27 protein-coding genes and 2 pseudogenes are annotated in these 24,672 nt (G+C 36.4%); 11 read left to right on the forward strand and 18 right to left on the reverse strand.

The features are described from left to right. Positions 1–27: 27 nt before the first annotated feature. Complete coding sequence (locus ACK1JC_RS06720) at positions 28–1,974, forward strand: acetyl/propionyl/methylcrotonyl-CoA carboxylase subunit alpha (protein WP_409511094.1); 1,947 nt, start codon at positions 28–30, stop codon at positions 1,972–1,974. A gap of 52 nt (positions 1,975–2,026) precedes the next feature. Here ACK1JC_RS06720 and ACK1JC_RS06725 read toward each other — a convergent pair whose 3' ends face one another. From ACK1JC_RS06725 to ACK1JC_RS06755, 7 genes are all read right to left on the reverse strand, one after another. Continuing rightward, positions 2,027–2,440 carry a roadblock/LC7 domain-containing protein gene (locus ACK1JC_RS06725; RefSeq protein ID WP_409511095.1) on the reverse strand — a complete coding sequence of 138 codons (414 nt, stop codon included), beginning with the start codon at positions 2,438–2,440 and terminating at the stop codon, positions 2,027–2,029. 4 nt (positions 2,441–2,444) lie between these two features. Beyond that, a complete protein-coding gene (locus tag ACK1JC_RS06730; protein WP_409511096.1) occupies positions 2,445–2,984 on the reverse strand; it encodes a GTP-binding protein in 540 nt (179 codons plus the stop codon). Positions 2,985–3,038: 54 nt separating this feature from the next. Continuing rightward, entirely contained in the window at positions 3,039–4,025 is a 987-nt protein-coding gene (locus ACK1JC_RS06735) for a hypothetical protein (protein ID WP_409511097.1), read from the reverse strand. Between the two features lie 77 nt (positions 4,026–4,102). Further along, positions 4,103–4,306, reverse strand: coding sequence for a hypothetical protein (locus ACK1JC_RS06740; protein ID WP_409511098.1), 204 nt, complete (start codon positions 4,304–4,306; stop codon positions 4,103–4,105). Between the two features lie 309 nt (positions 4,307–4,615). Continuing rightward, complete coding sequence (locus ACK1JC_RS06745; protein ID WP_409511099.1) at positions 4,616–5,281, reverse strand: hypothetical protein; 666 nt, start codon at positions 5,279–5,281, stop codon at positions 4,616–4,618. 27 nt (positions 5,282–5,308) lie between these two features. Further along, entirely contained in the window at positions 5,309–5,743 is a 435-nt protein-coding gene (locus tag ACK1JC_RS06750; protein ID WP_409511100.1) for a ClpXP protease specificity-enhancing factor, read from the reverse strand. Between the two features lie 23 nt (positions 5,744–5,766). Continuing rightward, positions 5,767–6,417, reverse strand: a complete 651-nt coding sequence (locus ACK1JC_RS06755; protein ID WP_409511101.1) for a glutathione S-transferase N-terminal domain-containing protein — start codon at positions 6,415–6,417, stop codon at positions 5,767–5,769. Between the two features lie 350 nt (positions 6,418–6,767). Here ACK1JC_RS06755 and ACK1JC_RS06760 point away from each other — a divergent pair. Continuing rightward, a pseudogene (locus tag ACK1JC_RS06760) lies at positions 6,768–7,049 on the forward strand (hypothetical protein); the annotation flags it as partial. 61 nt (positions 7,050–7,110) lie between these two features. Here ACK1JC_RS06760 and rpsI read toward each other — a convergent pair. Together rpsI and rplM are read right to left on the reverse strand one after the other, a co-directional pair. Beyond that, positions 7,111–7,497, reverse strand: coding sequence for a 30S ribosomal protein S9 (gene rpsI / locus ACK1JC_RS06765; RefSeq protein WP_409511102.1), 387 nt, complete (start codon positions 7,495–7,497; stop codon positions 7,111–7,113). A gap of 12 nt (positions 7,498–7,509) precedes the next feature. Continuing rightward, complete coding sequence (gene rplM, locus ACK1JC_RS06770; protein ID WP_409511103.1) at positions 7,510–7,938, reverse strand: 50S ribosomal protein L13; 429 nt, start codon at positions 7,936–7,938, stop codon at positions 7,510–7,512. A gap of 699 nt (positions 7,939–8,637) precedes the next feature. On the opposite strand from rplM, the gene pdxA reads away from it, so the two are divergent. The 5 genes and pseudogenes from pdxA (at position 8,638) to ACK1JC_RS06795 (ending at position 12,514) form a co-directional block, all read left to right on the forward strand. Further along, positions 8,638–9,606: a 4-hydroxythreonine-4-phosphate dehydrogenase PdxA gene (pdxA, locus tag ACK1JC_RS06775; RefSeq protein ID WP_409511104.1), complete on the forward strand. Its 969-nt coding sequence runs from the start codon at positions 8,638–8,640 to the stop codon at positions 9,604–9,606. A gap of 49 nt (positions 9,607–9,655) precedes the next feature. After that, the gene (locus tag ACK1JC_RS06780) at positions 9,656–10,507 is read left to right on the forward strand and encodes a pilus assembly protein PilJ (protein WP_409511105.1); all 852 of its coding nucleotides are present in this window, start codon (positions 9,656–9,658) and stop codon (positions 10,505–10,507) included. 106 nt (positions 10,508–10,613) lie between these two features. Beyond that, positions 10,614–10,703: pseudogene (locus tag ACK1JC_RS06785) on the forward strand (hypothetical protein); the annotation flags it as partial. Between the two features lie 145 nt (positions 10,704–10,848). Further along, positions 10,849–11,664: a 16S rRNA (adenine(1518)-N(6)/adenine(1519)-N(6))-dimethyltransferase RsmA gene (rsmA, locus tag ACK1JC_RS06790; RefSeq protein WP_409511106.1), complete on the forward strand. Its 816-nt coding sequence runs from the start codon at positions 10,849–10,851 to the stop codon at positions 11,662–11,664. Between the two features lies 1 nt (position 11,665). Next, on the forward strand, positions 11,666–12,514 hold the full coding sequence (locus ACK1JC_RS06795) for a symmetrical bis(5'-nucleosyl)-tetraphosphatase (RefSeq protein ID WP_409511107.1): 849 nt from the start codon (positions 11,666–11,668) through the stop codon (positions 12,512–12,514). 114 nt (positions 12,515–12,628) lie between these two features. On the opposite strand, the gene ACK1JC_RS06800 is transcribed toward ACK1JC_RS06795, so the two are convergent. Next, a complete protein-coding gene (locus tag ACK1JC_RS06800; protein WP_409511108.1) occupies positions 12,629–13,078 on the reverse strand; it encodes a DUF2147 domain-containing protein in 450 nt (149 codons plus the stop codon). Positions 13,079–13,503: 425 nt separating this feature from the next. Here ACK1JC_RS06800 and ACK1JC_RS06805 point away from each other — a divergent pair, with 425 nt between their 5' ends. Then, a complete protein-coding gene (locus ACK1JC_RS06805) occupies positions 13,504–14,355 on the forward strand; it encodes a hypothetical protein (protein WP_409511109.1) in 852 nt (283 codons plus the stop codon). A 99-nt stretch (positions 14,356–14,454) separates the two neighbouring features. Here the strand turns inward: ACK1JC_RS06805 and ACK1JC_RS06810 are convergent, their stop codons facing one another. The 6 genes from ACK1JC_RS06810 to hflX form a co-directional block, all read right to left on the reverse strand. Continuing rightward, complete coding sequence (locus ACK1JC_RS06810) at positions 14,455–14,847, reverse strand: DUF2147 domain-containing protein (protein ID WP_409511110.1); 393 nt, start codon at positions 14,845–14,847, stop codon at positions 14,455–14,457. A gap of 438 nt (positions 14,848–15,285) precedes the next feature. After that, positions 15,286–15,732, reverse strand: a complete 447-nt coding sequence (locus ACK1JC_RS06815) for a DUF2147 domain-containing protein (protein WP_409511111.1) — start codon at positions 15,730–15,732, stop codon at positions 15,286–15,288. A gap of 71 nt (positions 15,733–15,803) precedes the next feature. After that, on the reverse strand, positions 15,804–16,253 hold the full coding sequence (locus ACK1JC_RS06820; protein WP_409511112.1) for a DUF2147 domain-containing protein: 450 nt from the start codon (positions 16,251–16,253) through the stop codon (positions 15,804–15,806). A gap of 97 nt (positions 16,254–16,350) precedes the next feature. Next, positions 16,351–17,019, reverse strand: a complete 669-nt coding sequence (locus tag ACK1JC_RS06825; RefSeq protein ID WP_409511113.1) for an LrgB family protein — start codon at positions 17,017–17,019, stop codon at positions 16,351–16,353. A 10-nt stretch (positions 17,020–17,029) separates the two neighbouring features. Next, entirely contained in the window at positions 17,030–17,401 is a 372-nt protein-coding gene (locus ACK1JC_RS06830) for a hypothetical protein (protein WP_409511114.1), read from the reverse strand. A 47-nt stretch (positions 17,402–17,448) separates the two neighbouring features. Further along, on the reverse strand, positions 17,449–18,780 hold the full coding sequence (hflX, locus tag ACK1JC_RS06835) for a ribosome rescue GTPase HflX (protein ID WP_409511115.1): 1,332 nt from the start codon (positions 18,778–18,780) through the stop codon (positions 17,449–17,451). A 144-nt stretch (positions 18,781–18,924) separates the two neighbouring features. On the opposite strand from hflX, the gene ACK1JC_RS06840 reads away from it, so the two are divergent. After that, positions 18,925–19,737, forward strand: coding sequence for a lysophospholipid acyltransferase family protein (locus tag ACK1JC_RS06840; RefSeq protein ID WP_409511116.1), 813 nt, complete (start codon positions 18,925–18,927; stop codon positions 19,735–19,737). Between the two features lie 105 nt (positions 19,738–19,842). Here the strand turns inward: ACK1JC_RS06840 and ACK1JC_RS06845 are convergent, their stop codons facing one another. Next, entirely contained in the window at positions 19,843–21,477 is a 1,635-nt protein-coding gene (locus ACK1JC_RS06845; RefSeq protein ID WP_409511216.1) for a phospholipase D family protein, read from the reverse strand. Between the two features lie 90 nt (positions 21,478–21,567). Between ACK1JC_RS06845 and ACK1JC_RS06850 the strand changes: the two genes are divergently transcribed. Both ACK1JC_RS06850 and ACK1JC_RS06855 read left to right on the forward strand, forming a co-directional pair. Next, positions 21,568–22,578, forward strand: coding sequence for a metallophosphoesterase (locus ACK1JC_RS06850; RefSeq protein WP_409511117.1), 1,011 nt, complete (start codon positions 21,568–21,570; stop codon positions 22,576–22,578). A gap of 273 nt (positions 22,579–22,851) precedes the next feature. After that, a complete protein-coding gene (locus ACK1JC_RS06855; RefSeq protein WP_409511118.1) occupies positions 22,852–23,196 on the forward strand; it encodes a hypothetical protein in 345 nt (114 codons plus the stop codon). A gap of 105 nt (positions 23,197–23,301) precedes the next feature. Here the strand turns inward: ACK1JC_RS06855 and ACK1JC_RS06860 are convergent, their stop codons facing one another. Next, entirely contained in the window at positions 23,302–24,609 is a 1,308-nt protein-coding gene (locus ACK1JC_RS06860) for an MFS transporter (RefSeq protein WP_409511119.1), read from the reverse strand. Positions 24,610–24,672 lie beyond the last annotated feature (63 nt).

The following is a 24,672-nucleotide window of genomic DNA, read 5'->3' on the forward strand; positions in this document are numbered from 1 at the left end:
TAACGAGCCAAATAAGGAATCATAACCATGGCTTTTTCAAAAGTATTGGTGGCAAACCGTGGTGAAATTGCTGTTCGAGTCATTCAAACAGCAAAAGCGATGGGGTATTGCACTGTAGCGGTGTATTCAGATGCCGATGCAAATGCACGTCATATTCAAGTAGCAGATGAAGCGGTTTATATTGGTGCATCAAAAGTATCAGAATCTTATTTACGGATTGATCAAATTATTGAAGCCTGTCAAAAAACGGGTGCAGATGCAGTTCATCCTGGCTATGGCTTTTTATCGGAAAATACCGATTTTGCTGCAGCTTGTGAAGCGAATCAAATCACCTTTATTGGACCAGGGTCAGTAGCCATTGAACTGATGGGCAGTAAACGCTTATCTAAAATTGCTATGATTCAAGCAGGTGTACCTTGTGTTCCAGGCTATGAAGGTGATCAACAAAATTTAGAATTTTTAGCAGAACAAGCAGAAAAAATTGGTTATCCCCTGATGGTGAAAGCATCAGCAGGTGGTGGTGGGCGCGGAATGCGCCTTGTACAGCAATATTCTGAGCTGATGGAGTCATTAAAAACGGCGAGATCTGAAGCTGAAAATGCATTTGGTTCGGGGGAATTAATTTTAGAAAAAGCCGTGATTGCACCACGCCATGTCGAAATTCAGGTTTTTGGCGATCAGCATGGCAACTATGTTTATTTGTTTGAACGAGATTGTTCGATTCAACGTCGCCATCAAAAAGTGATGGAAGAAGCGCCGTGTCCAGTGATGACAACTGAACTACGTCAACGTATGGGAGAGGCTGCGGTACAAGCAGCAAAATCGTGTGATTATGTTGGGGCAGGAACGGTTGAATTTTTACTTGATGCATCAGGTGAGTTTTATTTCTTAGAAATGAATACACGTTTGCAAGTTGAGCATCCTGTGACAGAAATGGTGACAGGGCTTGATTTAGTTGAATGGCAATTGCGTGTGGCAAATCATGAGGTTTTGCCGTTAAAGCAAGATGAATTACAACTGAATGGTCACGCCATTGAAGTACGTTTATATGCCGAAGATCCTCGTCAAGATTTCTTGCCTCAAACGGGTCAAGTACTACATTGGCAAGGTGCAGATTTACCCAATGTCCGCATTGATCACGGTTTATTGCAACAAGGGGAAATTAGCTCTTTTTACGATCCGATGGTAGCAAAAGTGATTGCTTATGCACAGACTCGTGAAGACGCGATTCGCCTTTTAGCGCGTGCAGTGGATGATTGTGTTTTACTTGGTGTAAACAGCAATAAACAATTCCTCGCCAATCTATTGCGTCACCCTGTGGTGGTTGCAGGTGATACCAATACCGCTTTTATTCAGCAACATTTTCAGGCAGATGAGAGTTTAAAAGTTCAGACTTTAAGCTTAGAACATCTTGCGGTTGCTGCGGCATTATTTACCCAGACTCAACAGCAAGCAAGTTGGAGTACAGGGCTGAGTTCAAAATTGCCATTGAAGTTGCAAATTGAAGAGCAAAAATTGGAATTATCACTTGAGTTTAATAGTAATGGCTTAAGTATTGAAACTTGTGGGCAGGTTCAAAGTATTGAAGTGATTTCACAAACAGCACAACAAGTGGTGTATGTGGCAAATGGTGTACGCCGTAAATTAAATTATACATTGCAAGATCAACAACTCTATTTAGATGTCAATAATGGCAATGTCTCGATTCAAAATACGACCTATGCGCCGCCAGAAACAACCAATCTTGTGGGAGATGGCAAAATCAAAGCACCGATGGATGGTGCCGTGATTCAAATTTTGGTCAATGTTGGTGATCAGGTTGAAAAAGGGCAGACGTTATTGATCTTGGAGGCGATGAAAATTCAGCAACAAATCAAGTCTGATGTTGATGGTGTAGTGAATGAGATTATTGCTCAAACGGCTCAACAAGTGAAAAAACGGCAGGTACTTTTTAATATTTTAGCAATTGAATAATTTTGTATATAAAGCCCTTGATCTCAAATCAGGGGCTTTTTTCGGTTATGGATTAATAATCCAATTGCATAATCGCATTGCCCGCGTCTTTTAAACCATTGAGTAATTGTGCTAAAAGTACATCTTTAGACACTAAAGTGACAATCATCATTGGATGTTTTTCTGTAGGAATAGAGGTTAGGATAGCACGCCCATTTTGAGCATCTAGCGAAATACTTTGACAGCCTGAAAGATTAATCTCGCCAAGAAATGCACCCACCATGGCTAAAATAGAGCTACTCACCGCAGCGAGTTTTGTCGAGTTATAAGCTTTAACCCTTGATAAACTTGCAAGCTCAAAACCATCCGTTGAGCTGATCATGATAAATTCAACACCTTTGACATTCATCAAAACTTGGTGAATCTGTGATTTAGCAAATTCGACCAATACTGTTGGGGCTGTTCTTCCTTCAAGGGTATTTGACATATTATTATCCTTGTATATATTTAATTTCCAAAATGGTTACAAGTGTTTCAAGCAACATTAACACATCATTCTTTTTACGTGCATCAATAAAAAAGAGTGGGTAATTCATATTATTTTCAATTAACCATTCACGGTATTGGTGAGTTGATTTTGATGTTTCTTCATCAATATGAGTAATACCAATCGCAATATTTTCACCATATTGTTTAAACGTTTCGAGATAATGTTTTAGATCATCGAGCGGATTTTCAATGGTATGGTCAATGAGAATGACTGTGCCAATAGCACCTTTACAAATAACACCCCACATAAAATCAAAACGATTTTGTCCCGGTGTTCCATATAAACCAATTTTTGTCCCATCTTCTAAAGTGACTTCACCATAATCAATGCCTACAGTCGTTTGCATTTTTTTGTGACTGTGATCATCAGTGTTTAGCACTTCAGTTGCAAGTACAGGAATTTCAGATAAAGACTTAATTGCCTCACTTTTCCCCGACCCCATTGAACCTGCAAATACAATTTTATATTGTTGAATAATCATAATATTTCTCTTTAAGACATGAAATTATCCTGAAAACTCAGGTCATAAATTTAGTTAAAAACCAAAACGTTTTTTGAGTCTACCAAAAAAGCTTTTAACTACACTTTGTTCCTGTTGTGGAATATCATCTAAATTTTGTTTTTTAAATAAAGATTGCTGTGCAGATATGGTAAATGCATTGTCAAAAACAATATTCGTAGCTATGAATTTCTGTACTGTGTTAACAGGAATATCGAAATGAGAGGCGACTTCTGAAATTTGAGCACCTAAAATAAAACTTGCAGAGAGTTTAATGACGATATTCTTTGATTGGTCATCAAGTAATTGTGGCCAATAATTCAATTTATAGTAATCGTTTTCATGTGGCATTTCAGATGTGATTTTTGAGTTCCAACCCAAGGTAAACATCCAGTTTTCAAGATTATAAGCATTTTTTCTTGAAACTTTAACAAAGTCAGTCAGTACAGCATCGGCACAATGTGCTGCACCTGATGTTCGAATTTCACTTCTTGATGGATCGAGCCATACCTGATGATTACGACGATCGGTAATTGCAAGCGTACCTTGCTGATCTGTCAGATGAAATTTTCTAGTATCATACTGATACAAATCCTGAATGATGGAGAGTTTAATTTCATCGATCTCAATCGGATGTTCAATTTGGCTTAATGTTATATCTAAAGTATTGTCTTCTAAAAATGTTCTATCCAGTTTTTGTAATACATGGATTGTCATCCAATTTTGAAAAAATTCATCTGCTTGAATTGGTAAATAGAGTGTATCTCGATTGGGCTGATCTAGAGGAGGATTATTGCGTGAAATTTTGAGGTAAGGTGTATTTTGCTTAACAATGATACGTTGAACATGATCTGAATCATAGAAATGCTCATGAACAAATAAGCAGTCAATATTTTGATCCGCAATATTGCTCCAGTTAATACCAACATCAGTTGGTAGTATTTGTCGCAAACAGATTTTTAGTTGATCTGTCGATGATGAGCTAAGACCTGAAATCGCGATATTGATACGAATATTGTTCATAAGACGACTCTAATAAAATTTTAAATGCATCACGTAATATGTTGTTTTAAATTATATGAATATACCGCCAATTAGTCTTACAATCGCCTAAAAACAATCTTCTTTAAAAGTATACTATCCCATTTTTGTTTACCAATAACTTTTAAAATAAAGAAAATATTAATAATGTAGATTTTTAAATTTGATATTACCGCATAAAATGATTTTTGATTTTGAATTGAAGCCATGATAGAAGATACTTTATCAGGTTTATCAATAACTTTAAACCTAGGTTTTTTCATAATGGGCTCGCTTTACTGTAAGTGAATATTTTAAAAAATTATTATGATTGTCATGTATTAGGAAATTATAGTTTATTTTTTTTAAAAATCTACAGAGCTGATCAGTATCACTAATTAATTTTTTTATAATCAAGAATTATTACTCGGTACTATTAATATAATTTAATAAAAATGCAGATTTATTTGTTTAATATGTAAAATATGTGATATTTATCACTTAAATTGGTGGACATATATTTATTTATCATTTTTGAGTGGATGAACGTGAAAAAAAGCGACCATATAGGTCACTTTTTGATTTATTTTGAATTAAGCGAAAATATGCTGCGCTGCGCTGTATAGTACCCATAAAACCACCAAAGCAACTAAAGGTTCAGCAATACGTCCCCAAGTTGGTGTAGTAGGCTGTGAAGTTGTTTCAGTGACAGCATGATCCGCTGTTGCATGTAAGTCTGTTGTTTGATGAACCATTTGATTGAACTCTTTCATTGTATCTTCTAATGATAGCTCTTCTTCTACTAGAGGTTGAGAGCCAATAAGCTCTTTTAGATTGTTTGTTGACCAAACCCAATCAGGGGCATGACCAGATAGATGTTCAATCTGTCCAAGGAGCAATTCTCCTAAACCATTTTGACCGAAATTTCCTGTGGTATCGAGTTGTTTTAACTCTGCAAACTGTAGAATTAAAATCTCAGTATAGCTAGATTCCATATCATTTTTAGCAAGTGCTGATTTATTATCAGGAGATGTTGTTAAATGACGGGCAATTTCTTGAATATATAGACGATCTTGCGATTGAATTTCTTGATAAACAGCATTTTGATCAGTTTTCCATAAACTAATAAGTTTACCTAAACATAGAATATTTATTTCTTCAATATATGCATTACGTTCGGCAACAGGATACTCGCTCAGAAGAGCTGGCTTTTGAATCTTAATCTGCTCTGCAAAATAATGTACTAAATCAAAAGCCATAAGCTACTCCATCGGGTTGTATTTAAATTAGTCTAGTAATCTCAGCGTCGATTTTTTCTTTGTGACACTTTGTTCTTCTGTTTCAGCTACTTTAGATTCTAAAGCATCTTCATCGGTTTGAACATTGGCATATTCGTCAGGATCAAAGAACATTCCTTGTCCATTTTCACGTGCATAAAGACCCAAAACAGCAGAAATAGGTACATAAATATCTTTTGATGCACCACTAAAACGAGCAGAAAAGCGAATGGCATCATTGCTCATATGAAATTGATGTACGGCATGTGGCGCAATATTAAGCACAATTTGACCATCTTGCACAAATTGAGTTGGAACATCTGTATGTGGTTGGGTGGCATCGACCAATAAATATGGGGTAAGGTTGTTATCACAAATCCATTCATAAATTGCACGAGCTAGATAAGGACGTGTAGGGGTTAAATTCAATTCTTGCTCAGACATAGTTAAATACTCAAAATTTATTTTTAATGGGTAATCAATGCACTATAACGATTTTTTTCTTGTAACGTCATGGACTTTAAAAAGGCAGGACGTTTAAAAATACGTTGATAATACAGGAGGATAGGGCGGCATTGTTGTGGGGGGAGCTCAATACCCATTTGGTTTAAGCGAATAAAAATGGGTGCAAGCATACAATCTAAAATACTGAAATGTTCAGACATAAAATAAGGATAATGCTGAAACAAGGGAGTTAGAGAAATCAGAATATTTTTCAATTGTTGTTGAGCTTTTTTGGCTTCAGCAGGCTTGAGCGTATCTGAATGACACAAGATGATATCTGCTAATTTGAGCCAATCTTGTTCAAGTCGCCAAATATATTGGCGTTGTTCCGCGCGTGGTGCAGGTGCATCGGCATAGAGTTTATTTTGACGATAACGATCATCAATATATTCAGAAATAATCGTAGTATTGAAAAGTTTTAGATCATTTTCAATGAGCATCGGAAGTTGGTTATAAGGATTTAAACTCGCTAAATCTTCGTCATCTTCACTTACAATGATCAAGTGATATTTTATTTGTTTTTCAGCAAGTAGAAATCGAATCCAGTGTGAACGAAAATCATCCTCGTGGCTATACAACGTAATCCCTTGTGGAGGTGCAGTTTCGACTGACATTATGTCCAAAGCTATGCAAAGTGAATAATCTAGAATACTAAAATTAGACATAAAAATCATCTTAACTTTTCTAAGATAACGATAGATAGTGAACTTGAAAAGTTAAAAAGAGGGATTACAGCGTGATTATATTAAGAAATAGACTAAGGATTTTTACAAAAACATGGATTATCATTTTTTTGATGATGGGATTATCAAATACTTATGCCAAGAAGCAATCTTCTATGCAAGATGAGGAGGTAATGATACTTGCAGAAGAGTCTGCATGTCAGGCAGACCCAACTTGTGAAACGACCAGAGATGCGATTGCCACTGTTAATATTGGGTCAGCATGTTCTGAAAATGATTCTTGTGATATAGCTTCAAGTGCCTCTGAGGATGCGTATTATGGGGGTATTGAGCGTGAATATGTCGTAAAAGGCTGTAAAGTTACAATTTATAATGATGGGCCAGTTAAAATGGTAAACGAAAAAACAGATAAACCTTGTAATGCTCCTATTCCCAAAGATCATAAATTCTCCAAAAAAATTAATACTTATGAAGACAATGGTTGCATAATCACAGAGTCCGTTGCAGCAGACGGTATAATCGATGCAATAAAAGACTGTTCAAATAAAAATAATAAAAAATAAAGTATATGCATAAAAAAACCTCGGCAAATGCCGAGGTTTTCTGTCCGATTCGGTAAACGAATTAACGTTTAGAGAACTGAGGACGTTTACGAGCTTTACGTAAACCAAGTTTCTTACGTTCAACTTCACGAGCATCACGAGTAACGAAACCAGCTTGACGAAGAGCAGGTTTTAACGTTTCGTCAGAAGCGATCAATGCACGAGTAATACCGTGACGAATTGCGCCTGCTTGACCACCAATACCACCACCAGCAACAGTGATGTAAAGGTCATATTTACCAACAGCATCAAGAAGCTCAAGAGGTTGGTTAACAACCATACGAGCAGTCTCACGACCGAAGTATTGTTCTAAAGAACGGTTGTTGATTACGAGTTTACCAGTACCAGCTGATAGGAAAACACGTGCAGTTGCGGTCTTACGACGACCTGTACCATAATTAGTAGCCATGTGCTGTATCCCTTAGATGTCCAAAACTTGTGGCTGTTGAGCAGTATGTGGATGCTCAGTACCTGCATAAACCTTCATTTTCTTGATCATTGCATAACCAAGAGGACCTTTTGGTAACATACCTTTAACAGCTTTTTCTAAAACTGCTTCTGGTTTGTGAGCGATTAACTTTTCAAAGTTAGTCTCACGGATACCACCAGGGAAACCAGTGTGGCGATAGTATTTCTTATCTTGAGATTTCTTACCAGTTACAGTAATTTCTTCAGCATTGATTACAACGATATAATCGCCTGTGTCAACGTGGGGAGTATAAGAAGTTTTGTGCTTACCGCGTAAACGACGAGCGATTTCAGTCGCAAGGCGACCTAAAGTTTTGCCAGAAGCATCAACAACGTACCAATCGTGTTGAACTTCAGCTGGCTTAGCGCTGAGAGTTTTCATTAAACCACTACCTATTATAGTTGGTTTGGACTATGGAATCTGTCCAAACAAAAGGAGAGCGAATTCTACATGAAATTACATAGATTCACAATTGAAATTTAGGATTTCAAGCGCTGAATTATAAAGGATTGCTCTTTATTTAACTAGTTCTTTTTTATGTAATATAATATTTGTGCAGTATAAGTCTTTTTATTATAAAAAATAAAAGGTTAGGCTTAATTGAAATGAGTTTTGATGATGATAATAAATATTCAGAATGTTAGTTTCATCGTATTACTTCATCTTCTAGCAACAGTATATTTCCCATTATATTATTTAATTATTCATCCAAATTCAGGTGTTTGGACGATATTCATTTTATTAGCAACAATGATTGCGATTTCGTGGGGTACTTTACTGGTTCCAATTCTACTTGTTGTTATGTTCGGGTTAATCATTAAGTTTCCTTTCGTATATGTTAGTTATCTCGTTTGCTTTGTTATTCCTCTCTTTTTTTTATTACAGTCTAAACCTAAAAAAAGACAGTATTTTTTGAAAATTAGTTTTATTTTTTTTTGTACTGGGTATTTTGATCTATGTTGCCACTTTTATTGCTTATTTAAATGGCATGACTTTGAATAACTTTAAATAAGAATATCAGAATTTTTTTTTAAGATTATGTAAACTGATTATCTTGAGATTATTTTTTTCAGGTTGCTTATGCTTCCCTTATATATTACCAGTGGTGAGCCTGCGGGTATTGGTCCAGATATTTGTTTGAGTTTGGCAGATCGTATTGATGAGCGCCCAATCGTGGTATTGGCAGATATCAATATGTTACGTGATCGTATCAAAATTTTGAATAAAAATGTCGAACTGATTGAATATATGGGGCAAACCGAATCTTCCAAACAAGGTCAACTTTATGTTGAGCATGTGCCTTTATATGAAGATGTCGTTTTAGGCGAGTTAAATCCAAAAAATGCAGTTTATGTATTAGAACAACTTCGTCTTTCAGCTTTTTATGCAATGCAAAGACAAAGTGTTGGTGTTGCGACTGCGCCTGTTCAAAAGTCTGTCATTAATGATGCAGGTATTCATTTCAGCGGTCATACTGAGTATTTCCAAGAGTTTGCTGACGTAGAGCGTGTCGTAATGATGCTCGCTACTAAAACTTTACGTGTTGCCTTGGCAACAACGCACTTACCTTTACGTGATGTTGCAGATGCGATTACTAAAGAGCGTTTACATCAGGTCATTGATATTCTTATTCATGACTTAAAAACCAAATTTAAAATAAAACAGCCACATATTTTAGTCTGTGGCTTAAATCCACATGCAGGTGAGGATGGTTATTTGGGCATGGAAGAAATTGAAGTGATCAATCCTGTTCTTGAAAGTTACCGTGAGCAAGGCATCAATATGAGTCTGAGTATGCCTGCCGATACTTTATTTACTCCTGAAAATTTAAAAGATGCCGATGCAGTTTTGGCGATGTATCACGATCAAGGTTTACCCGTGTTAAAAGCGCAGGGTTTTGGTGAAGCCATTAACATTACTTTGGGTTTGCCTTTTATTCGGACTTCGGTTGATCATGGCACTGCGCTTTCTCTTGCAGGTACAGGGCAGGCAAAAAGTTCGAGTTTAAATATTGCTGTTGATTTGGCGTTAGAATTGGCACGCTATTAAGTAAAATCATCATAATTTTAATAAAACTAATATCAAGAAGAGGCTGAACATGTCGATGATGATTCATAATAAAAAACAGAGAGAAACACCGTCCATCATTAGGCGAGTGAGTGTGTTGTCATTACTATTAATGACAACAGTTTTATCTGCATGTTCAACACCAATGACTGCGCAAAATCTGTGTGAGTTAAAAGTCTTGTCACTTTTGATTCCGAAGCAGTCTGAAGAAGCGGTGGAATCTGGGAGTTTAGAATCAATCCAAGTCTTAAAACGGAGTCAAGAAAAACTGAATCAAACGATGTATTTAATACAAAAAAATGATTCAAATCATCAAGATTTAAGCCAAATGCTTGCAAATAGCCAAGCAATCAGTAAGAACATTGATGTTATTGCAAAGAACCAAGACAATTTAAACAGGTTGTATGATTATCAAATCGTTGTTTTTGAACAAATTCCGAATATTCAAGCTGAGTATAATTTATTAACCGATATGATGGCACGGAAAAATTATCCTGCAACGCAAGTGGTCATTGCAAAAAACCAAGTGTTTATGGGCGAGAGAATATTGCGTTCAATCGGTAGTTTATCCAAATCAAATGAATTTTCTCGACATAGTATGGATGATTTTTTGGCTGATCTAGAAACATTTAATGTGTATTTGCACGCACAACTGAATGGCAATGCAGAATTAGGTGTTGAGCGAGTTAAAGATACCGAAATGCGTGAAAGTCTGCTTTCCATTCAAGAAGATATTCAGGTGATTTTAGATTCTGAAACATTTAAGTTACTGCAAAAACGTGAACCTTTGGCAAGTACCTATCAAGCAGCGAGAGATAATGTTGAAATTTCTGATGAAATATTTATTAAACTGAATCAATTAGAGCGAAATACAGCGCACTAGAGTCTATATATTATTGAAATGATTTTATGTTTAAAAAGTTAGAGGAAGTGCTTTTTCGTGTCATTCCAAGCACTTTGAAAAGACTTATTGAATCTCTAAGCAATAACAACATACAGATGCAGTTTTGGCGATATATCACGATCAGGCTTTACCTGTGTTAAAATCACACCACTCTGGTGAAGCCATCAAGAATACGAAGATGGTTTACTTTTCCAAACTTCTGTCGAGCTGTGACTGCATTCTCCCTTGCAGATACGGAGCAGGTGAAAAGTTTATTGTCAATTTAACGCTTAAATTGGCACCTCACTGATTTTGTCTTATTTACCCGTTGGAAATTTTTTATGTATCAGATTAATGCCTTAAACCCCAAAGATGAAGGGCATCATACCCGTAAGCGTTTTGGGCAGAACTTCTTACATGACCAACGTGTGATTGCTAAAATTGTACGTTCGGTACATCCACGTACAGGTGAAAATATCATTGAAATTGGTCCTGGTCTTGCAGCGTTGACTTCACCATTAATTGGTGAATGTGATGCTTTAACCGTGATTGAGCTTGACCGTGATTTGGCTGCAGGTTTACCTGGTCGTGTGCCACATCCTGAGCGTTTAACGATTATTGAAGCCGATGCACTGAAATTCGATTTCACCACATTGTTTAAAGATGACAAACCATTACGTGTAGTCGGCAACTTACCTTATAATATTTCTACACCTTTATTATTTCACCTTTTGCAATTTGGCGATAAAGTCAAAGATATGCACTTTATGTTGCAAAAAGAAGTGGTTGACCGTATTACCGCATCACCAAATACTAAAGAATATGGTCGTTTATCAGTGATGATTCAGTATTTCTGTAAACCAACGTATTTATTTGAAGTCCCACCGGGATCATTCAATCCACCACCAAAAGTAACGTCAGCTGTGTTTCGTTTAGAGCCGTATGCGACGAAACCGATTATTGCCAAAAGTGAAAAAGCCTTGGCTCGACTGGTTGGACATGTCTTTACTCAACGCCGTAAAACATTGCGTAATAGCTTAAAAGGTATGTTAGTTGAAGATGGTTTTGAAAATACAGGCATTGATCCAATGGCACGTCCTGAAACGTTGACACTTGCACAATTTGTAGCTTTATCTGATCAAATGGTGGGAATCTAAAATGGCGTGCGACAAAATTCGATATAATTATGTCATTGGTGATGTGCAGGGCTGTTTTGAAGCGCTAAAAGCATTACTCAAAGAGATTCAATTTGATGCAGATCAAGATTTTATTTGGTTTGCAGGTGATTTAGTCGCACGGGGTGAAAACTCAATTGGTGCATTACGCTTTATTAAAAAATTAGTGGATCGTGGTGTCGCTGCAACGGTTTTGGGTAACCATGATCTCAATTTATTGGCTGTCGCACGTGGCATTAAAGTTTTGAAAGACAAAGATAAAATTGATGATGTGATTCATGCTCTAGAGAGTGATGATCTGATCGATTGGTTACGCAAACAACCTTTATGTCTATTTCCAAATGAACATACAATTTTAACGCATGCAGGAATTCCATCTATTTGGACAGCAGAGCAAGCCGCAACTTTAGCCAAAGAAGTTGAGGTGGTCTTGTCTGATGATGATTTTACTGTCATGGATACCTTTCTCAAAGAAATGTATGGTTCTGAACCCAACCTATGGTCGGATGAGCTGACAGGCAATGCCCGTTTACGCTGTATTACTAACTACTTAACTCGTATGCGTTTGACTGATGCAGAAGGGCGTTTAGAATTTAGTTTTAAAGATTCACTTGATGAATCAATGCCTGAAGGTTTTCAGCCATGGTTTGAGTTTGACTCAAAAGCCGCAAAAACCCATCAAATTGTTTTTGGACATTGGGCTGCATTACAGGGCAAAACCATTAATGAATGTATTCAAAATGTCGATGGTGGGGCAGTTTGGGGACATCAACTAATTGCCTATCGTCTTGAAGATAAAAAGTCTTTCGCCGTTGATAATCCTGCAATGTAACTACTCGATTTTAAGTCAGTAAAAAAAGCCACTTCAGTGGCTTTTTTTATGAATACGTAAATTAAAAACTCAATAAATAATACAAATAGTTGAACAATCATTTGAAAGTGATAGTTACTTTACTCGTAACCAAGTTTGGCTACGTCCAATGGTTGAAACGCCGACGTAACCACTTAAATTTAAACGATTTCCATTGGTATTCAGTTTATCTTTTAAGTTATATATTTTACCTGTGAGTGGATCGATGACTTTGCCATCAGCATATTCATTGTTTTTAGCAAGTTTAAGCCCTGTAAAGGTTTTCAGTCCTAAAATCGGTTGATTGGTATAAGGAGGAGGGCATTTATAGCAAAGCTCTTTAGGTTGATAACCAACACGAGGTGTAATGGTTTTAATAGTTCCAGTATAAATCCCTTGATCATTGGGGCTGATTTCGATAATGGTTTTCACTTCACTTGTTTTATCATCGATACTTTGCCAAAGACCTGTAATATCTTGCGCTGAAGTTAATATACTAAAACCCAATAATAGGCCAAGAGAAAGTAATTTAAAGTTGTTTTTCATATTATTTTACTCATTTGTTTTAATCAAACTTTATGAATAATGGCTATAAATAAATATTTAAGATCATTATTGAATTGCTAGTTTATTGCGATATTTTTGAATCATGTGTTACTTTATTTTATTGAAAAAGATAAATAAATCACATTATTTTTAATCCGATAAAATGCTGTATATTAATTTTTTAATTAAAAAAATAATTATGATTTTTTAAAATTTATTATTAAGTATTATTTAACTATGAATTCAATATGGTGCATTAAAAATTAATATTTAGTTTTTATTTAACTTGATTTAAAAATTTAGTGAGAAAATAGAATGAAATAAAGTAGTGAATATATGTTGAAAATTCAGAATTTTAATATAAAAATTGTTATGTTAGACGAGAAGAAAAAAGCAATTTTGCTGTAAAAGATGGAATAAAGAAAATGCTTTCTATTGAACAATTAACAACGATTTATCCACTTATTGTTACCCCAAGTCATGATGGAAAATATTTTCATAACTATGTGAATTCTTTGTTGAATTTTCAAAATACAGCGCTTCACATTGGAATGCCTACACAATATTTGCTGATGCAAGGTGAAAGTCTCATCACTCGTGCACGTAATAACTGTGTTGCATCCTTTCTACAGAATCCTGAATGGACTCATCTTTTCTGGATTGATTCAGACATTGGCTTTAGTCCTGAGGCAGCACTGCGTTTACTTCAAGCGGACTATGAAATTGTAGCGGGGGTTTATCCGCTGAAAACTGAAGAATGGCCAGTAGATGGCTTACCAAAAGATATGACCTATGCTGAATTTAAAGCGTTATATCAAAAATATACGGTCAATGCTCGTGTACCTGCAGGAGCAGATTTTTTTCAACTTGATATTCAAGAAGATGGTTTTTTGGAAATGGCTGAAGCACCCACAGGGTTTATGGTCATTAAACGTTCCGTTTTTGAAAAAATGATGCAACACTATCCCGAATTACAGTATGTTTCAGATTCGCATGGTGTGGAAAACAAAGGCTTACATTACCGTTTCTTTGATGTCATGGTTGACCCTGAAACAAACCGCTATTTATCTGAAGATTATGGTTTTTGTCGTTTGTGGGAAAATATGGGGGGTAAAATTTATATTGATTGTCAATCGAATTTGACCCATCAGGGTGCAAAAATTTATTCGGGTAATTTTGCCAATTCATTGCAAAATAATTTTGCTCTTGCGATTCCTGCTAAAGCGGATATTCAGCTGAAAATTACAGGTCTAAGCTATTTAAAACCTAACCCGTAATATTCAGTTAATTTAATCAAGCTTCATTTGTCTGTTTTAAATTTAGATGGATGAAGCATGAATCGATAATATCAAGTAAATAGAATCTAGAATTAAACACTATTTCACACGAATCCATGCTTGAGTTCGACCTGCTATATTATTTGAAAAACCTTGTAAATTTAATCGGTTACCGCTAGCACTGAGTTTTACTTTTAAACTCGCTTGTTTACCTGAAATTGGGTCAAAAATTTGACCTTCAGCATAATCATTGCCAGACACATGCTTAAGTCCTGTAATGGTTTTTAAGCCAACCAAGCGTTGATTGGTATAAGGTGCAGGGCAACTTACACATGTTTCTTGTAGTTTAGAGCCAACACGAGGGCTAATGGATTTAATTGTACCGCTGTAAATACCTTGAGCATCAGATCGAATTTCAACAGTCGTTTTCACATTACCTGTTTTATCATCAATACTTTGCCATAGTCCTGAGATATCTTCTGCGAAACCCATCTGACTACCACATATGAGTAATGTAAAAATTATGGCTATTATTTTGTTGTTCAGTATTATATTTTTCATCATTAGGTCACTCAATTATTTTTAATTAAAGAAGTATTTCAATGAGATTTGGATCCTTTATGAAATAGGTCTCCATAGTTAGTCTCTTGTTATTGAAAATATAGTATTAATAATTGAAGCACTATAGTTCATTAAAAAGGTAAAATAAATCACATAATAGATTATTTGTGTGATTTCATTTATTGTGAAAATATGAATTAATCAAGTATAGAGGGAATAATATTGGAGAAAATTTTAGATTTTATTTTATAAGTATTTGTAAATTATTGAATATTTTGTTAATTAACTAGGTTGCTTACATCTGTAAGACCAAAATCAAGGATAAAATAAAAAAACTGATCCGACAAAAGGTCAGATCAGTCCTTTTGATTATTCTTGACGAATCCATGTTTGACTGCGCCCAGCAATCGAAATACCGATATAGCCTCGCAGTGTCATTTTATTACCATTCGCATTGAGCTTTGCTTTACCATGATAAATTTTTCCAACCCGAGGATCTAAAACTGAACCGCCTATATAAAGATTTGGATGTTTTGGGTCTGCTTTTAAATTCTTAAGAATATCTAAGCCAATGAGGGGTTTATTCGTATAAGGTGCAGGACAATTGTTGCATTGCAATAATGGCGTTTCACCTGGTGCAGGAAAGTCTTGAATAATGGTTCCTGTATAAACACCATTATCCGATTTAGTAATTTTGATATGCGCTCGTACATAGCCAGTTTTATCATCAATCGTTCGCCATACCCCTGCAATATCGGCAGCAGAGGTATAGCTTGCGAAGCTAAGTAATAGACAGCAGAAAAATCCTTTTTTCATCGTTATTTATCCTTGTTATATTTGGGGGGTATTTTAATTTTTTTTATAATGCTGTCAGGTGAAAACGAGTTTTAGTTTTCACGAATCCAAGTTTGGCTACGCTCAAGTGCAGACACACCGACATAACCGCGAAGTTGTAAACGTTTACCATTACTACTGAGTTTTGCTTTTACAGAATAGGTTTTGCCTGTCAATGGATCAAGAATACGACCATTTGCATATTCTTCCGAATTCAATTTTTTAAGGTCTTTAAGAACTTCAAGTCCAAGAATAGGTTTGTTGGTATACGGTGCAGGGCAGTCAATACACGTTTCACGCGGTGTATAACCTGGGCGTGGAGTAATTTTGACGACCTTACCTGTATAAGTGCCATTCTTTTCCTGATGAATTGTTAAAATAGCTTTTGATGATCCAGTTTTGTCATCAATGCTTTTCCATGTACCCGTAATGTCCTGTGCTATGGCAGCGGTTGCAGTAAAAACGGTCAATAAGAGTGCAGATAGTAAGGTCTTGCATTGCATACTTAAGTTCCTGTCTTGGGAGGAGTGAGAGTATAAGCTCTATATTAAGATGAAAAATTACCCGATGCAATCATGTGAAATGTTAACTAAATCACAGTTATTTTATAAAGTGCATAAATGTCGGAAGCCAGATTGCAGTAAATACAGCATTTACCGCCATACCAAAGGCTGCATAACGACCTGCAACAGCACCTCGTTGCCAAGCTTGTGCTGTGCCAATAGCATGTGCCGCAAGCCCTAAGGCTAAACCTGATGCACGTTCATCATTTATATTACGTAAAATAATGGATGAAAATGCTGCACCAATCACACCAGATAAAATTACAATTAAAATGACCAATGTGACTGGTGAGTGCAACAGCGTTGCGATATTAATGGCAATTGGGGTCGTTACCGCTCGTGTAGCAAAAGCCATAATGGTTGGTTCAGACATATGCAGTAGATAAGCCAAACTCATAGGTAAAGCCACAGCACTAAGACTTGCAAATACTAAAATGCCGACAATTGATTTAAAGGGTAGGTCATCATAACGCATTGAAGCCAATGGAATGGCAAGTGCAACAGTAACGTAACCTAGCAAATGACTAAAAAGCCCATTCATTTGAGCATTATATTTTTCGTATGGAATTTTAAAGATTAACAATTGTGCAATGACAAAGAACATGCCAATGACCAATAAAGGGATTTGTGGAAAGCGCTTATTGACAGGTTTTGCTGCAATATATGCAATAAAGGTGATTAGGAAACCGATGAGTACAGAGAACATAATGAAGCTCCTAAAGCCACTTTTTTGCCATTTTTGCGTAAATCCACAATGGAATCAGTGTACTCACACACATCACCAATAAAAATAATGGAATTTCTTTGCCCATTGAAACCAACATTAATAATGAACCTGCACAAACAGGAAGAAAAGCAAAGCCGCTTTCTTTCATCAGTTTATTGTTGGTGTCGACAAGACGAGCGGGAATTTTCTTGAATTTACGCCAAAGAAGCAAAACACCGAGTAGGCTGAGTAAGCCAACCAGATTGCCCAATTCAGGATGGCTGAACTGTGTCATGATCCACACAGCACTTTCACGTACAACGATGATAAGGGCAAGTGTGCCAATCCATGCTTGCCAATCGATATTTTTAAACTGATCCATGTGCTGTCTTATTTGAGTAAAATTCTACCATTTACGTTCTAACCTATTTAACGCTTAATTTCAAATTCTTCCAATGACTTTTCGAACATTTTTGCTTTCGAACCCAATATTTCACGGAGTGGAAGATGTGCTTGACGAATTAATTGTTCAAGTTTATGTGGCGCAATATTGACCCGTAAAAGTAATTCTCCCTGTTCATTATACTGTTCAGATTGGATGACATTTAACGTATAAAGTTGGTTTTTAAGTTTGCCATATTCAGGTTTAAGTACGAGATCAAAACTTTGAATTTGTCCCATTAAGCATTCTTGTACTGCTTGACGTAATAGATTTAATCCTTGCGATGAATGTGCAGAAACATAAACACGATCAGGTACATGCGGTTTAGCATAAATGATTTTAGCATCTTCACCTGATTGATCAATTTTGTTATATACACGAAGAATCGGAATATCTGCGCCAATTTCTTTCAGTACTTTTTCAACTGCTTCAATTTGTTCTTCTACATCAGGACTGCTTGAATCAATCACGTGTAAGAGTAGCGTTGCCTCTAGCGTTTCTTCTAAAGTGGCTTTAAAGGATTCAACCAAGGCATGGGCTAAGTTACGAACAAATCCAACAGTATCGGCTAAAACCAATGTGCCAATGCCATCCCAAGTGAGTCTGCGTAAAGTTGGGTCAAGCGTTGCAAAGAGTTGATCCGCCGCATAAACATCCGATTTTGCTAAGATATTGAATAGTGTAGATTTTCCTGCATTGGTATAACCGACCAAAGAAACCGTTGGAATGGCTGCTTTTTGCCTTGCTGCACGTCCTTGAATACGAGTCTGACGAACTTTTTCAAGTTTATCTTTGAGTTGCCCAATACGTATGCGGAGCAAACGGCGATCTGTTTCAAGCTGAGTTTCACCTGGTCCACGTAAACCAATACCACCTTTTTGACTATCGAGTGATACACCTAAACCGACTAAACGTGAAGATAAATGATCAAGTTGTGCCAATTCAACTTGTAATTTTCCTTCATGAGTACGCGCACGTTGTGCAAAAATATCTAAAATTAAACGAGTACGATCGATAACACGGCAGTTCAAAACACGAGATAAATTTCGCTCCTGACTTGGTGTCAGTGCTTGATCAAAAATCACCAAACCGATTTCTAATGCTTGTACACGTTCAGCAATTTCTTCCGCTTTTCCTGAGCCAATAAAATATTTAGGATCGGGTTTAACACGTTGAACATGAATATGTTCAAGAATGTCTGCACCAGCAGATTTTGCGAGTAATCGAAATTCTTCAGTATCGAGATCATCGAGAATTTGAACGGAAATACTGACCAAAAGGGTATGTTCAGTGTCCTGATGTTGTAGCGCCGATTCCACAGATATTTTTGCTCACGCAGGTATAAAACCTTAGTGTAAATGAATTGACAACATAATTGTGTTTTTATGATCAATGCAACTTCGCAGAGATCTGTATAGAATAATGTGTAGTCGTTCAGCAATCTTTCCATTTAGTGAATATTTATGACTCAAGAAAAAACCACAGTAAAGTCAAAAAACTCTCAATTGAATCTAGTTTCTCGTGCATTTTTATACAGTAAAAAACTACTGACAGGCACTGCCGTGATCTCTGAAGGTTTTTATTTGGTATATCGCCATCAATTGTATAAAGATCCAAATAATCCTAAAAATACCCGTTATGTGCAGTATTTTTGTCGTCGCTTATGTGATGTTTTTAATTTAGATGTTCGAGTACATGGTGAAATTCCAAGAGAGCCAGCCCTATGGGTGAGTAATCATGTGTCATGGCTAGATGTCGCTGTACTTGGTTCAGGTGCACGAGTGTTCTTTTTGGCAAAAGCTGAAATTGAAAAGTGGCCTGTGTTGGGCAAGTTGGCAAAAGGTGGTGGAACTTTATTTATTCAGCGTGGTTCGGGTGATTCAGTTCGAATTCGTGAACAGATTACAGATTTTTTGAAGCATGATATTCCCGTATTATTTTTCCCTGAAGCAACGACAACAGATGGAACAAAAGTTAAAAAAGTGCATGGGCGTATTTTAGGTGCTGCCATTGAAGCGCAAAAACCTGTACAAGTCTGCTTGATTTGCTATGTCAATAAAAATGGTCAACTCGATACGATTACACCTTATGTCGGTGATCTTAGTTTTGCAGCACATGTGCAAGCAGTACTTGAAATGCCAAAAGTGACTGCACATTTGAAGACATTTCCTGCTATTTCTGTAGAAGGTCATACGGTTGAAAGTTTGACGCAAAAAGTTCAAAAGATGATGCAAGAGGGTTTAGAAGAGTTACAAAAGGAAATATTAAAGGCTTAAATTCAGTCACGATGTAATTGATTTATAAGTTTTAACATTAGATTGAAAATGGCAATGAGCTTTCATTGCCATTTTTATTGGTTAGAACTTCATGTTCCGTTAGTTTTACATATAACCTTCAATTGGTAGCCAAGAAATAAATTTGACTCCAGCTTTTTGCCACCATTTCATTTTTGGTTCTTTAGTGAGTGTCACGATCCCTTGAGGAGTTTGGCGTTGCCAATTGATTTGCTGTTCAGCGTTTAAAACCAATTTATAGGCATATTTTTTTAAATTATTGTCCATTGTTTGATGCACGGCTTTGGCAAGCGGTGGGCTGTTAATAATCACACCAATTTCAGTATTTAAGTTTGCAGAGCGTGGATCAAAATTAAATGAGCCAATAAAGACTTGTTTTTCATCAATTGCCATCAGTTTAGCATGCAGACTTGAGCGACTTAATCCTTTCATACTAATTTTAGTTTTTTCTGACAGTTCTTCATTACTTTTTTTCAGTTCTTCATCTGAAACAGCAGGGAGAAATTCATAAAGTTCTACACCATTTTTCAGTAAATTTTTTCTATATTTAGCATAAAAAGCATGGACAAGTGCAACATCATTGGCTTTGAATGAATTGGTTAATACCCGAACATGAACATTTTCCTTTGATAGTTCAGTTAAACGCTCTTCGCCTTTTTTTTGCGGTACAAAATAAGCGGAAATAATATCGACACTCGTCTCGGGTTTTTCCAATTGTTTAATCATTTGGAAATTAATATGTTGCTCTTTTTTAGCTTTAGAGCGAATTTTATCAGGTGAGTCTTTGACTACTTCTGCTTTGACCCAATCGAGTTGTACATGGGTACTTAGCCAATTATCAAAGTCATTTGAGCGATTGCTTAAATCAAGATAATTTTGCACGGTAATATCTTCGTAGTGCTGTGTCAGTTGTTGTTTTAAACCCTCATAACGCAAACTATATTGTGCAGGATTGACAATTTGGCGTACAGGATAGGCATAGCTATCATTCCAATATTCATCGAAAGAATGGCTTATATCATCTACAGACTTGCCAACCAACATGGCATCTACATCTGAAAATTGATAGTTCTCACTGACATTATAATAATGATTACTCATGTTACGACCGCCAATTAAAGCAATCTGATTGTCAGCAATAAAGCTTTTGTTGTGCATTCTGCGGTTAATGCGTTTGAGATCAATGACCATCTCTAATGGGCGTAGACGGCGAAATCTATAAGGATTGAAGAGTTTCACTTCAATATTGGCATGTTGATCTAAAGCCAAATAAATAGCTTCCATCGATTTAGCATTGTTATCATCAATGAGCAGGCGAACTTTAACGCCACGATCAGCAGCTTGAATAATTTTATATAAAGCCAATGAACCGATTTTATCGTTGTCCCAAATGTAGTATTGTAAATCTAAGGTTTTTTCTGATTTATCAATTAGATGTATTCTTGCTGCAATGGCTTCAAGTGGATCATAGAGGACATGATAGCCTGTTAATTCAGGATTGTGTTGCTTTAATGGCGTAATAATATGGGCAAGAGTCGTTTCTGATGTGTCTATATCTTTAGCATATTCTGCATGTTGCGCTATTTGCTTGGGCAAGGTACTACATGCGGACAGACTCAACAAGATACAGCTCGTCAGCATCAATATTGAAGATCGATGTATGCTATTTTTTTTGTTATTCAATTGATGCAATTGAACCTGTATCTGATGCGTTCGAGTCATAATGTCTTCAATGTTTAAGCTAATTGAGATCATCATGGTGATGATCGAGCAGATTAATCAATTAGATCAATCTAGAGGTTGAGATTTAATATGTGGATGAGTGATTCAATCGAATTTTACTTTTACGTGTGTTTTGCTGTTGTTGGGATTTGGGGCATTGCCCAAGCCTGGATCAGTCAATCACGTACAGAAACAATTCATCCATTTAAATCATTTGTCCATTTATTGGCATTTTACCTGTCTTATTTATTATTTCCGTTGTTCTTTTTTAGTTTATACGCAGGTTGGATAAAAATCTTCTCTTTACATGAAAGTATTTTTGCTTTTTTGATGAGCAGTTTACTGATTTATGCACGGTTTATTGAACCACATATGATTCGGATCAATTATGTGCATTATGATTTAGGACAGAAAAAACCACTGCCTAAACCTGTTCGTGTTGCACTTATTGCAGATTTACATATCGGTTTATTTTCAGGGCATGAACGCCAACTCAAACAGATTGTGCACAAAATTAATCAACAACAACCTGATTTTGTTGTCGTTGCTGGTGATTGGACCTATGAGCCTGAAAATAAACTTGCAGAAGAGTTAGCAGTATTAAAGCAAATTGAAGCTCCAGTTTATTCGGTCAATGGTAATCATGATGAACAATATCCTGGACCACCAATTCAGCAACTTTTAAAAGATGCTTTAGAGATTAACAATGTCATGGACATTGAAGGAAAGATTGTTGAGTTTGATGGATTTCGCTTAATAGGCGTTGGTGATTTGTGGGCAGGTAAAGCAGATATGCGTTATATGCCAGAATTACCGCAAGATAAACCTTGGCTGATTTTGTCACATAACCCTGATACCGTTGATATGGTTCCTGATTTACCCACTCGTCCATTAATGCTTTCGGGGCATACGCATGGTGGACAGGTTGAACTACCTTGGTTGACGAGTTATGTGATGAAAAAGGTATCTATTCTTGGCCACAAACGTGGTTTGTATCATCATGATAATGCTGATGTGTTTGTGAGTGTGGGTACAGGAATGGTCGGTGTACCATTTCGTTTTCGTGTACCGCCAACAATTGATATTATTGAATTAATTTAGGTCGAGTTTTAATAGTCTCAAGCTGTATAGAAAATGAAAAAACCTGTAAATACTGATGAAAAATAATTTTCACACAGCTTTTATTTTGAATATTTTTTAAACAGATATGGTTTTATTATAAACATTTAATAAATAATAAAATTTATTTTTATCAATGGGTTGGCTATCTGTTTTTTTCCGTGTATATTCTAAAAATAAAGAATGTGCGATGCCTCACATATGTCTATTTAAGCGTGTTGAAGCAAGCAAATAAAAACAATAGAGGGCAATAATATGACATTTTATAAAGAAGTTGGAATACCTTTTGGTCTGTCTGAATCACAATCAGCACAATTGGAAGAAGGTCTAAAGTCACTTGAGAATGAATTTCATGCGGCGGATGATGTTAATGCAGAGAGTTTTGCCAAGAAATTCTATCAACAATTTGAAGACTTGATCAAAGCTTGTGGTATTGCAGATGGTGATTTAGAAGCACTCGTCAATCATCTATATTTCACTCAAGAAACACAAGAAATAGTGACTTTTATTATTCCGAGTTTTTACAATGCAGGTGGTGATCGAGAAGTTTTTAATGATACTTATGACTTGATGATGGCAGACTTAGAGCTTGAACAATAAGTTATAGCTTGATTCTCAACGTATTTAGCTACACTTCGTTTTTACAATAAAAAAGCCAACATATTTGTTGGCTTTTTTATGAGCATTTAGATGTGTAAATCATCTTTAGATTTGATTATTCACATCATCATTTTTAGTTTCACGAATCGCTAAGAAAGCAAGGAGTGAAAGAATAGAGGCAGCAGTGAGGTAATAACCGACAGCATACAAGCCGTATGTAGTTGCCAATTTTGTTGCAATCAATGGCGCAAACGATGCACCAAAAATACCTGCAAGATTAAAGGTCAAAGCAGAACCGGTATAACGTACTGAAGTTGGGAAAATTTCAGACAATACAGTACCAATTGGACCATAGGTCAGCCCCATAATCGCAAGACCTGTACATAAGAACAGGAATACAACAAGCGTGCTACCTGACTCAAGCATGCTTGAAAATACTAAACCGAACAATGCCGATAAAATACAGACACCAATTGATGTAGTTTTACGACCAAATTTTTCAGCTAAAATTGCTGAAAGTGGGATAAATGCAGCAAAACATAGAGTTGCTAGCAGTTGAAGCTTAAGAAATTCAGCACGTGTATAACCTAGCTCCGTTGTACCCCATTGCAGTGCAAAAACTGTGGTGAGATAAAACACCACGAAAGTACAAATCGCAGCAATCGTACCTAAAATAAGCATGCCCCAATGTTTGGTCATAACTTCTTTAAACGGAATATTCACTTCTTTTTGTTTATCGAGTACTTTTTGGAATGCAGGTGTTTCATGCAATTGCAAACGAATGTACAAACCTACAATCACCAAGGCAGCACTTGCAAGGAACGGAATACGCCAGCCCCATTGCATAAAGTCTGCTTCAGACATAAATGCACCGAGAGTGAGGAATGAGCCCGTTGCCAAAATAAATCCAATTGGCGCACCCAATTGAGGGAACATACCATACCAAGCACGTTTACCTTCAGGCGCATTCTCGGTGGCAAGCAGTACAGCGCCGCTCCATTCACCACCTAAACCTAAGCCTTGACCTAAACGACAAAGCGCAAGTAACAACGGTGCAACGATGCCAATTTGATGATAGGTTGGGAGTAGACCAATACAGACAGTCGAGATCCCCATGGTCAGTAATGCTGCCACGAGCGTTGCTTTTCGTCCTATTCGGTCACCCAAATGCCCGAATAGTGCTGCACCAATTGGGCGAGCAATAAAGGCAATGGCAAAAGTTGCAAGCGATTGAATTGTTGCTGTAGTCGGATCGGTACTTGCAGGGAAGAACAAATGCGGGAAAATAATCACTGCAGCAGTTGCATAGATATAGAAATCGAAGAATTCGATGGTTGTACCAACCAAACTCGCCATAAGTACACGAGCTTTTGAATTTGTTGGAACTTCAATTGTAGATGTTGATGACGCCATGATAGACCTTACACTTTGAAAAAGTAAAAAATAGTTCTCAAGCGTAATCTTTTTAAAAAAGGC

This window comes from Acinetobacter sp. TY2 (genome assembly GCF_046269225.1).
In the GTDB taxonomy this organism is placed as follows: Bacteria; Pseudomonadota; Gammaproteobacteria; order Pseudomonadales; family Moraxellaceae; genus Acinetobacter.

Coding starts and splice junctions, on each gene's coding strand:
- ACK1JC_RS06755 (WP_409511101.1), bottom strand. CDS start 6,417: ATGTCAGTCGAAACTGCACCTCCACAAGGGATTACGTTGTATAGCCAC.
- ACK1JC_RS06805 (WP_409511109.1), top strand. CDS start 13,504: ATGCTTTCTATTGAACAATTAACAACGATTTATCCACTTATTGTTACC.
- ACK1JC_RS06820 (WP_409511112.1), bottom strand. CDS start 16,253: ATGCAATGCAAGACCTTACTATCTGCACTCTTATTGACCGTTTTTACT.
- ACK1JC_RS06780 (WP_409511105.1), top strand. CDS start 9,656: ATGTCGATGATGATTCATAATAAAAAACAGAGAGAAACACCGTCCATC.
- rpsI (WP_409511102.1), bottom strand. CDS start 7,497: ATGGCTACTAATTATGGTACAGGTCGTCGTAAGACCGCAACTGCACGT.
- ACK1JC_RS06740 (WP_409511098.1), bottom strand. CDS start 4,306: ATGAAAAAACCTAGGTTTAAAGTTATTGATAAACCTGATAAAGTATCT.
- ACK1JC_RS06845 (WP_409511216.1), bottom strand. CDS start 21,477: ATGACTCGAACGCATCAGATACAGGTTCAATTGCATCAATTGAATAAC.
- ACK1JC_RS06745 (WP_409511099.1), bottom strand. CDS start 5,281: ATGGCTTTTGATTTAGTACATTATTTTGCAGAGCAGATTAAGATTCAA.
- ACK1JC_RS06800 (WP_409511108.1), bottom strand. CDS start 13,078: ATGAAAAACAACTTTAAATTACTTTCTCTTGGCCTATTATTGGGTTTT.
- ACK1JC_RS06815 (WP_409511111.1), bottom strand. CDS start 15,732: ATGAAAAAAGGATTTTTCTGCTGTCTATTACTTAGCTTCGCAAGCTAT.
- ACK1JC_RS06840 (WP_409511116.1), top strand. CDS start 18,925: ATGACTCAAGAAAAAACCACAGTAAAGTCAAAAAACTCTCAATTGAAT.
- ACK1JC_RS06830 (WP_409511114.1), bottom strand. CDS start 17,401: ATGGATCAGTTTAAAAATATCGATTGGCAAGCATGGATTGGCACACTT.
- ACK1JC_RS06725 (WP_409511095.1), bottom strand. CDS start 2,440: ATGTCAAATACCCTTGAAGGAAGAACAGCCCCAACAGTATTGGTCGAA.
- ACK1JC_RS06750 (WP_409511100.1), bottom strand. CDS start 5,743: ATGTCTGAGCAAGAATTGAATTTAACCCCTACACGTCCTTATCTAGCT.
- rplM (WP_409511103.1), bottom strand. CDS start 7,938: ATGAAAACTCTCAGCGCTAAGCCAGCTGAAGTTCAACACGATTGGTAC.
- ACK1JC_RS06795 (WP_409511107.1), top strand. CDS start 11,666: ATGGCGTGCGACAAAATTCGATATAATTATGTCATTGGTGATGTGCAG.
- ACK1JC_RS06860 (WP_409511119.1), bottom strand. CDS start 24,609: ATGGCGTCATCAACATCTACAATTGAAGTTCCAACAAATTCAAAAGCT.
- ACK1JC_RS06735 (WP_409511097.1), bottom strand. CDS start 4,025: ATGAACAATATTCGTATCAATATCGCGATTTCAGGTCTTAGCTCATCA.
- ACK1JC_RS06730 (WP_409511096.1), bottom strand. CDS start 2,984: ATGATTATTCAACAATATAAAATTGTATTTGCAGGTTCAATGGGGTCG.
- ACK1JC_RS06855 (WP_409511118.1), top strand. CDS start 22,852: ATGACATTTTATAAAGAAGTTGGAATACCTTTTGGTCTGTCTGAATCA.
- rsmA (WP_409511106.1), top strand. CDS start 10,849: ATGTATCAGATTAATGCCTTAAACCCCAAAGATGAAGGGCATCATACC.
- ACK1JC_RS06825 (WP_409511113.1), bottom strand. CDS start 17,019: ATGTTCTCTGTACTCATCGGTTTCCTAATCACCTTTATTGCATATATT.
- pdxA (WP_409511104.1), top strand. CDS start 8,638: ATGCTTCCCTTATATATTACCAGTGGTGAGCCTGCGGGTATTGGTCCA.
- ACK1JC_RS06720 (WP_409511094.1), top strand. CDS start 28: ATGGCTTTTTCAAAAGTATTGGTGGCAAACCGTGGTGAAATTGCTGTT.
- ACK1JC_RS06810 (WP_409511110.1), bottom strand. CDS start 14,847: ATGGGTTTCGCAGAAGATATCTCAGGACTATGGCAAAGTATTGATGAT.
- ACK1JC_RS06850 (WP_409511117.1), top strand. CDS start 21,568: ATGTGGATGAGTGATTCAATCGAATTTTACTTTTACGTGTGTTTTGCT.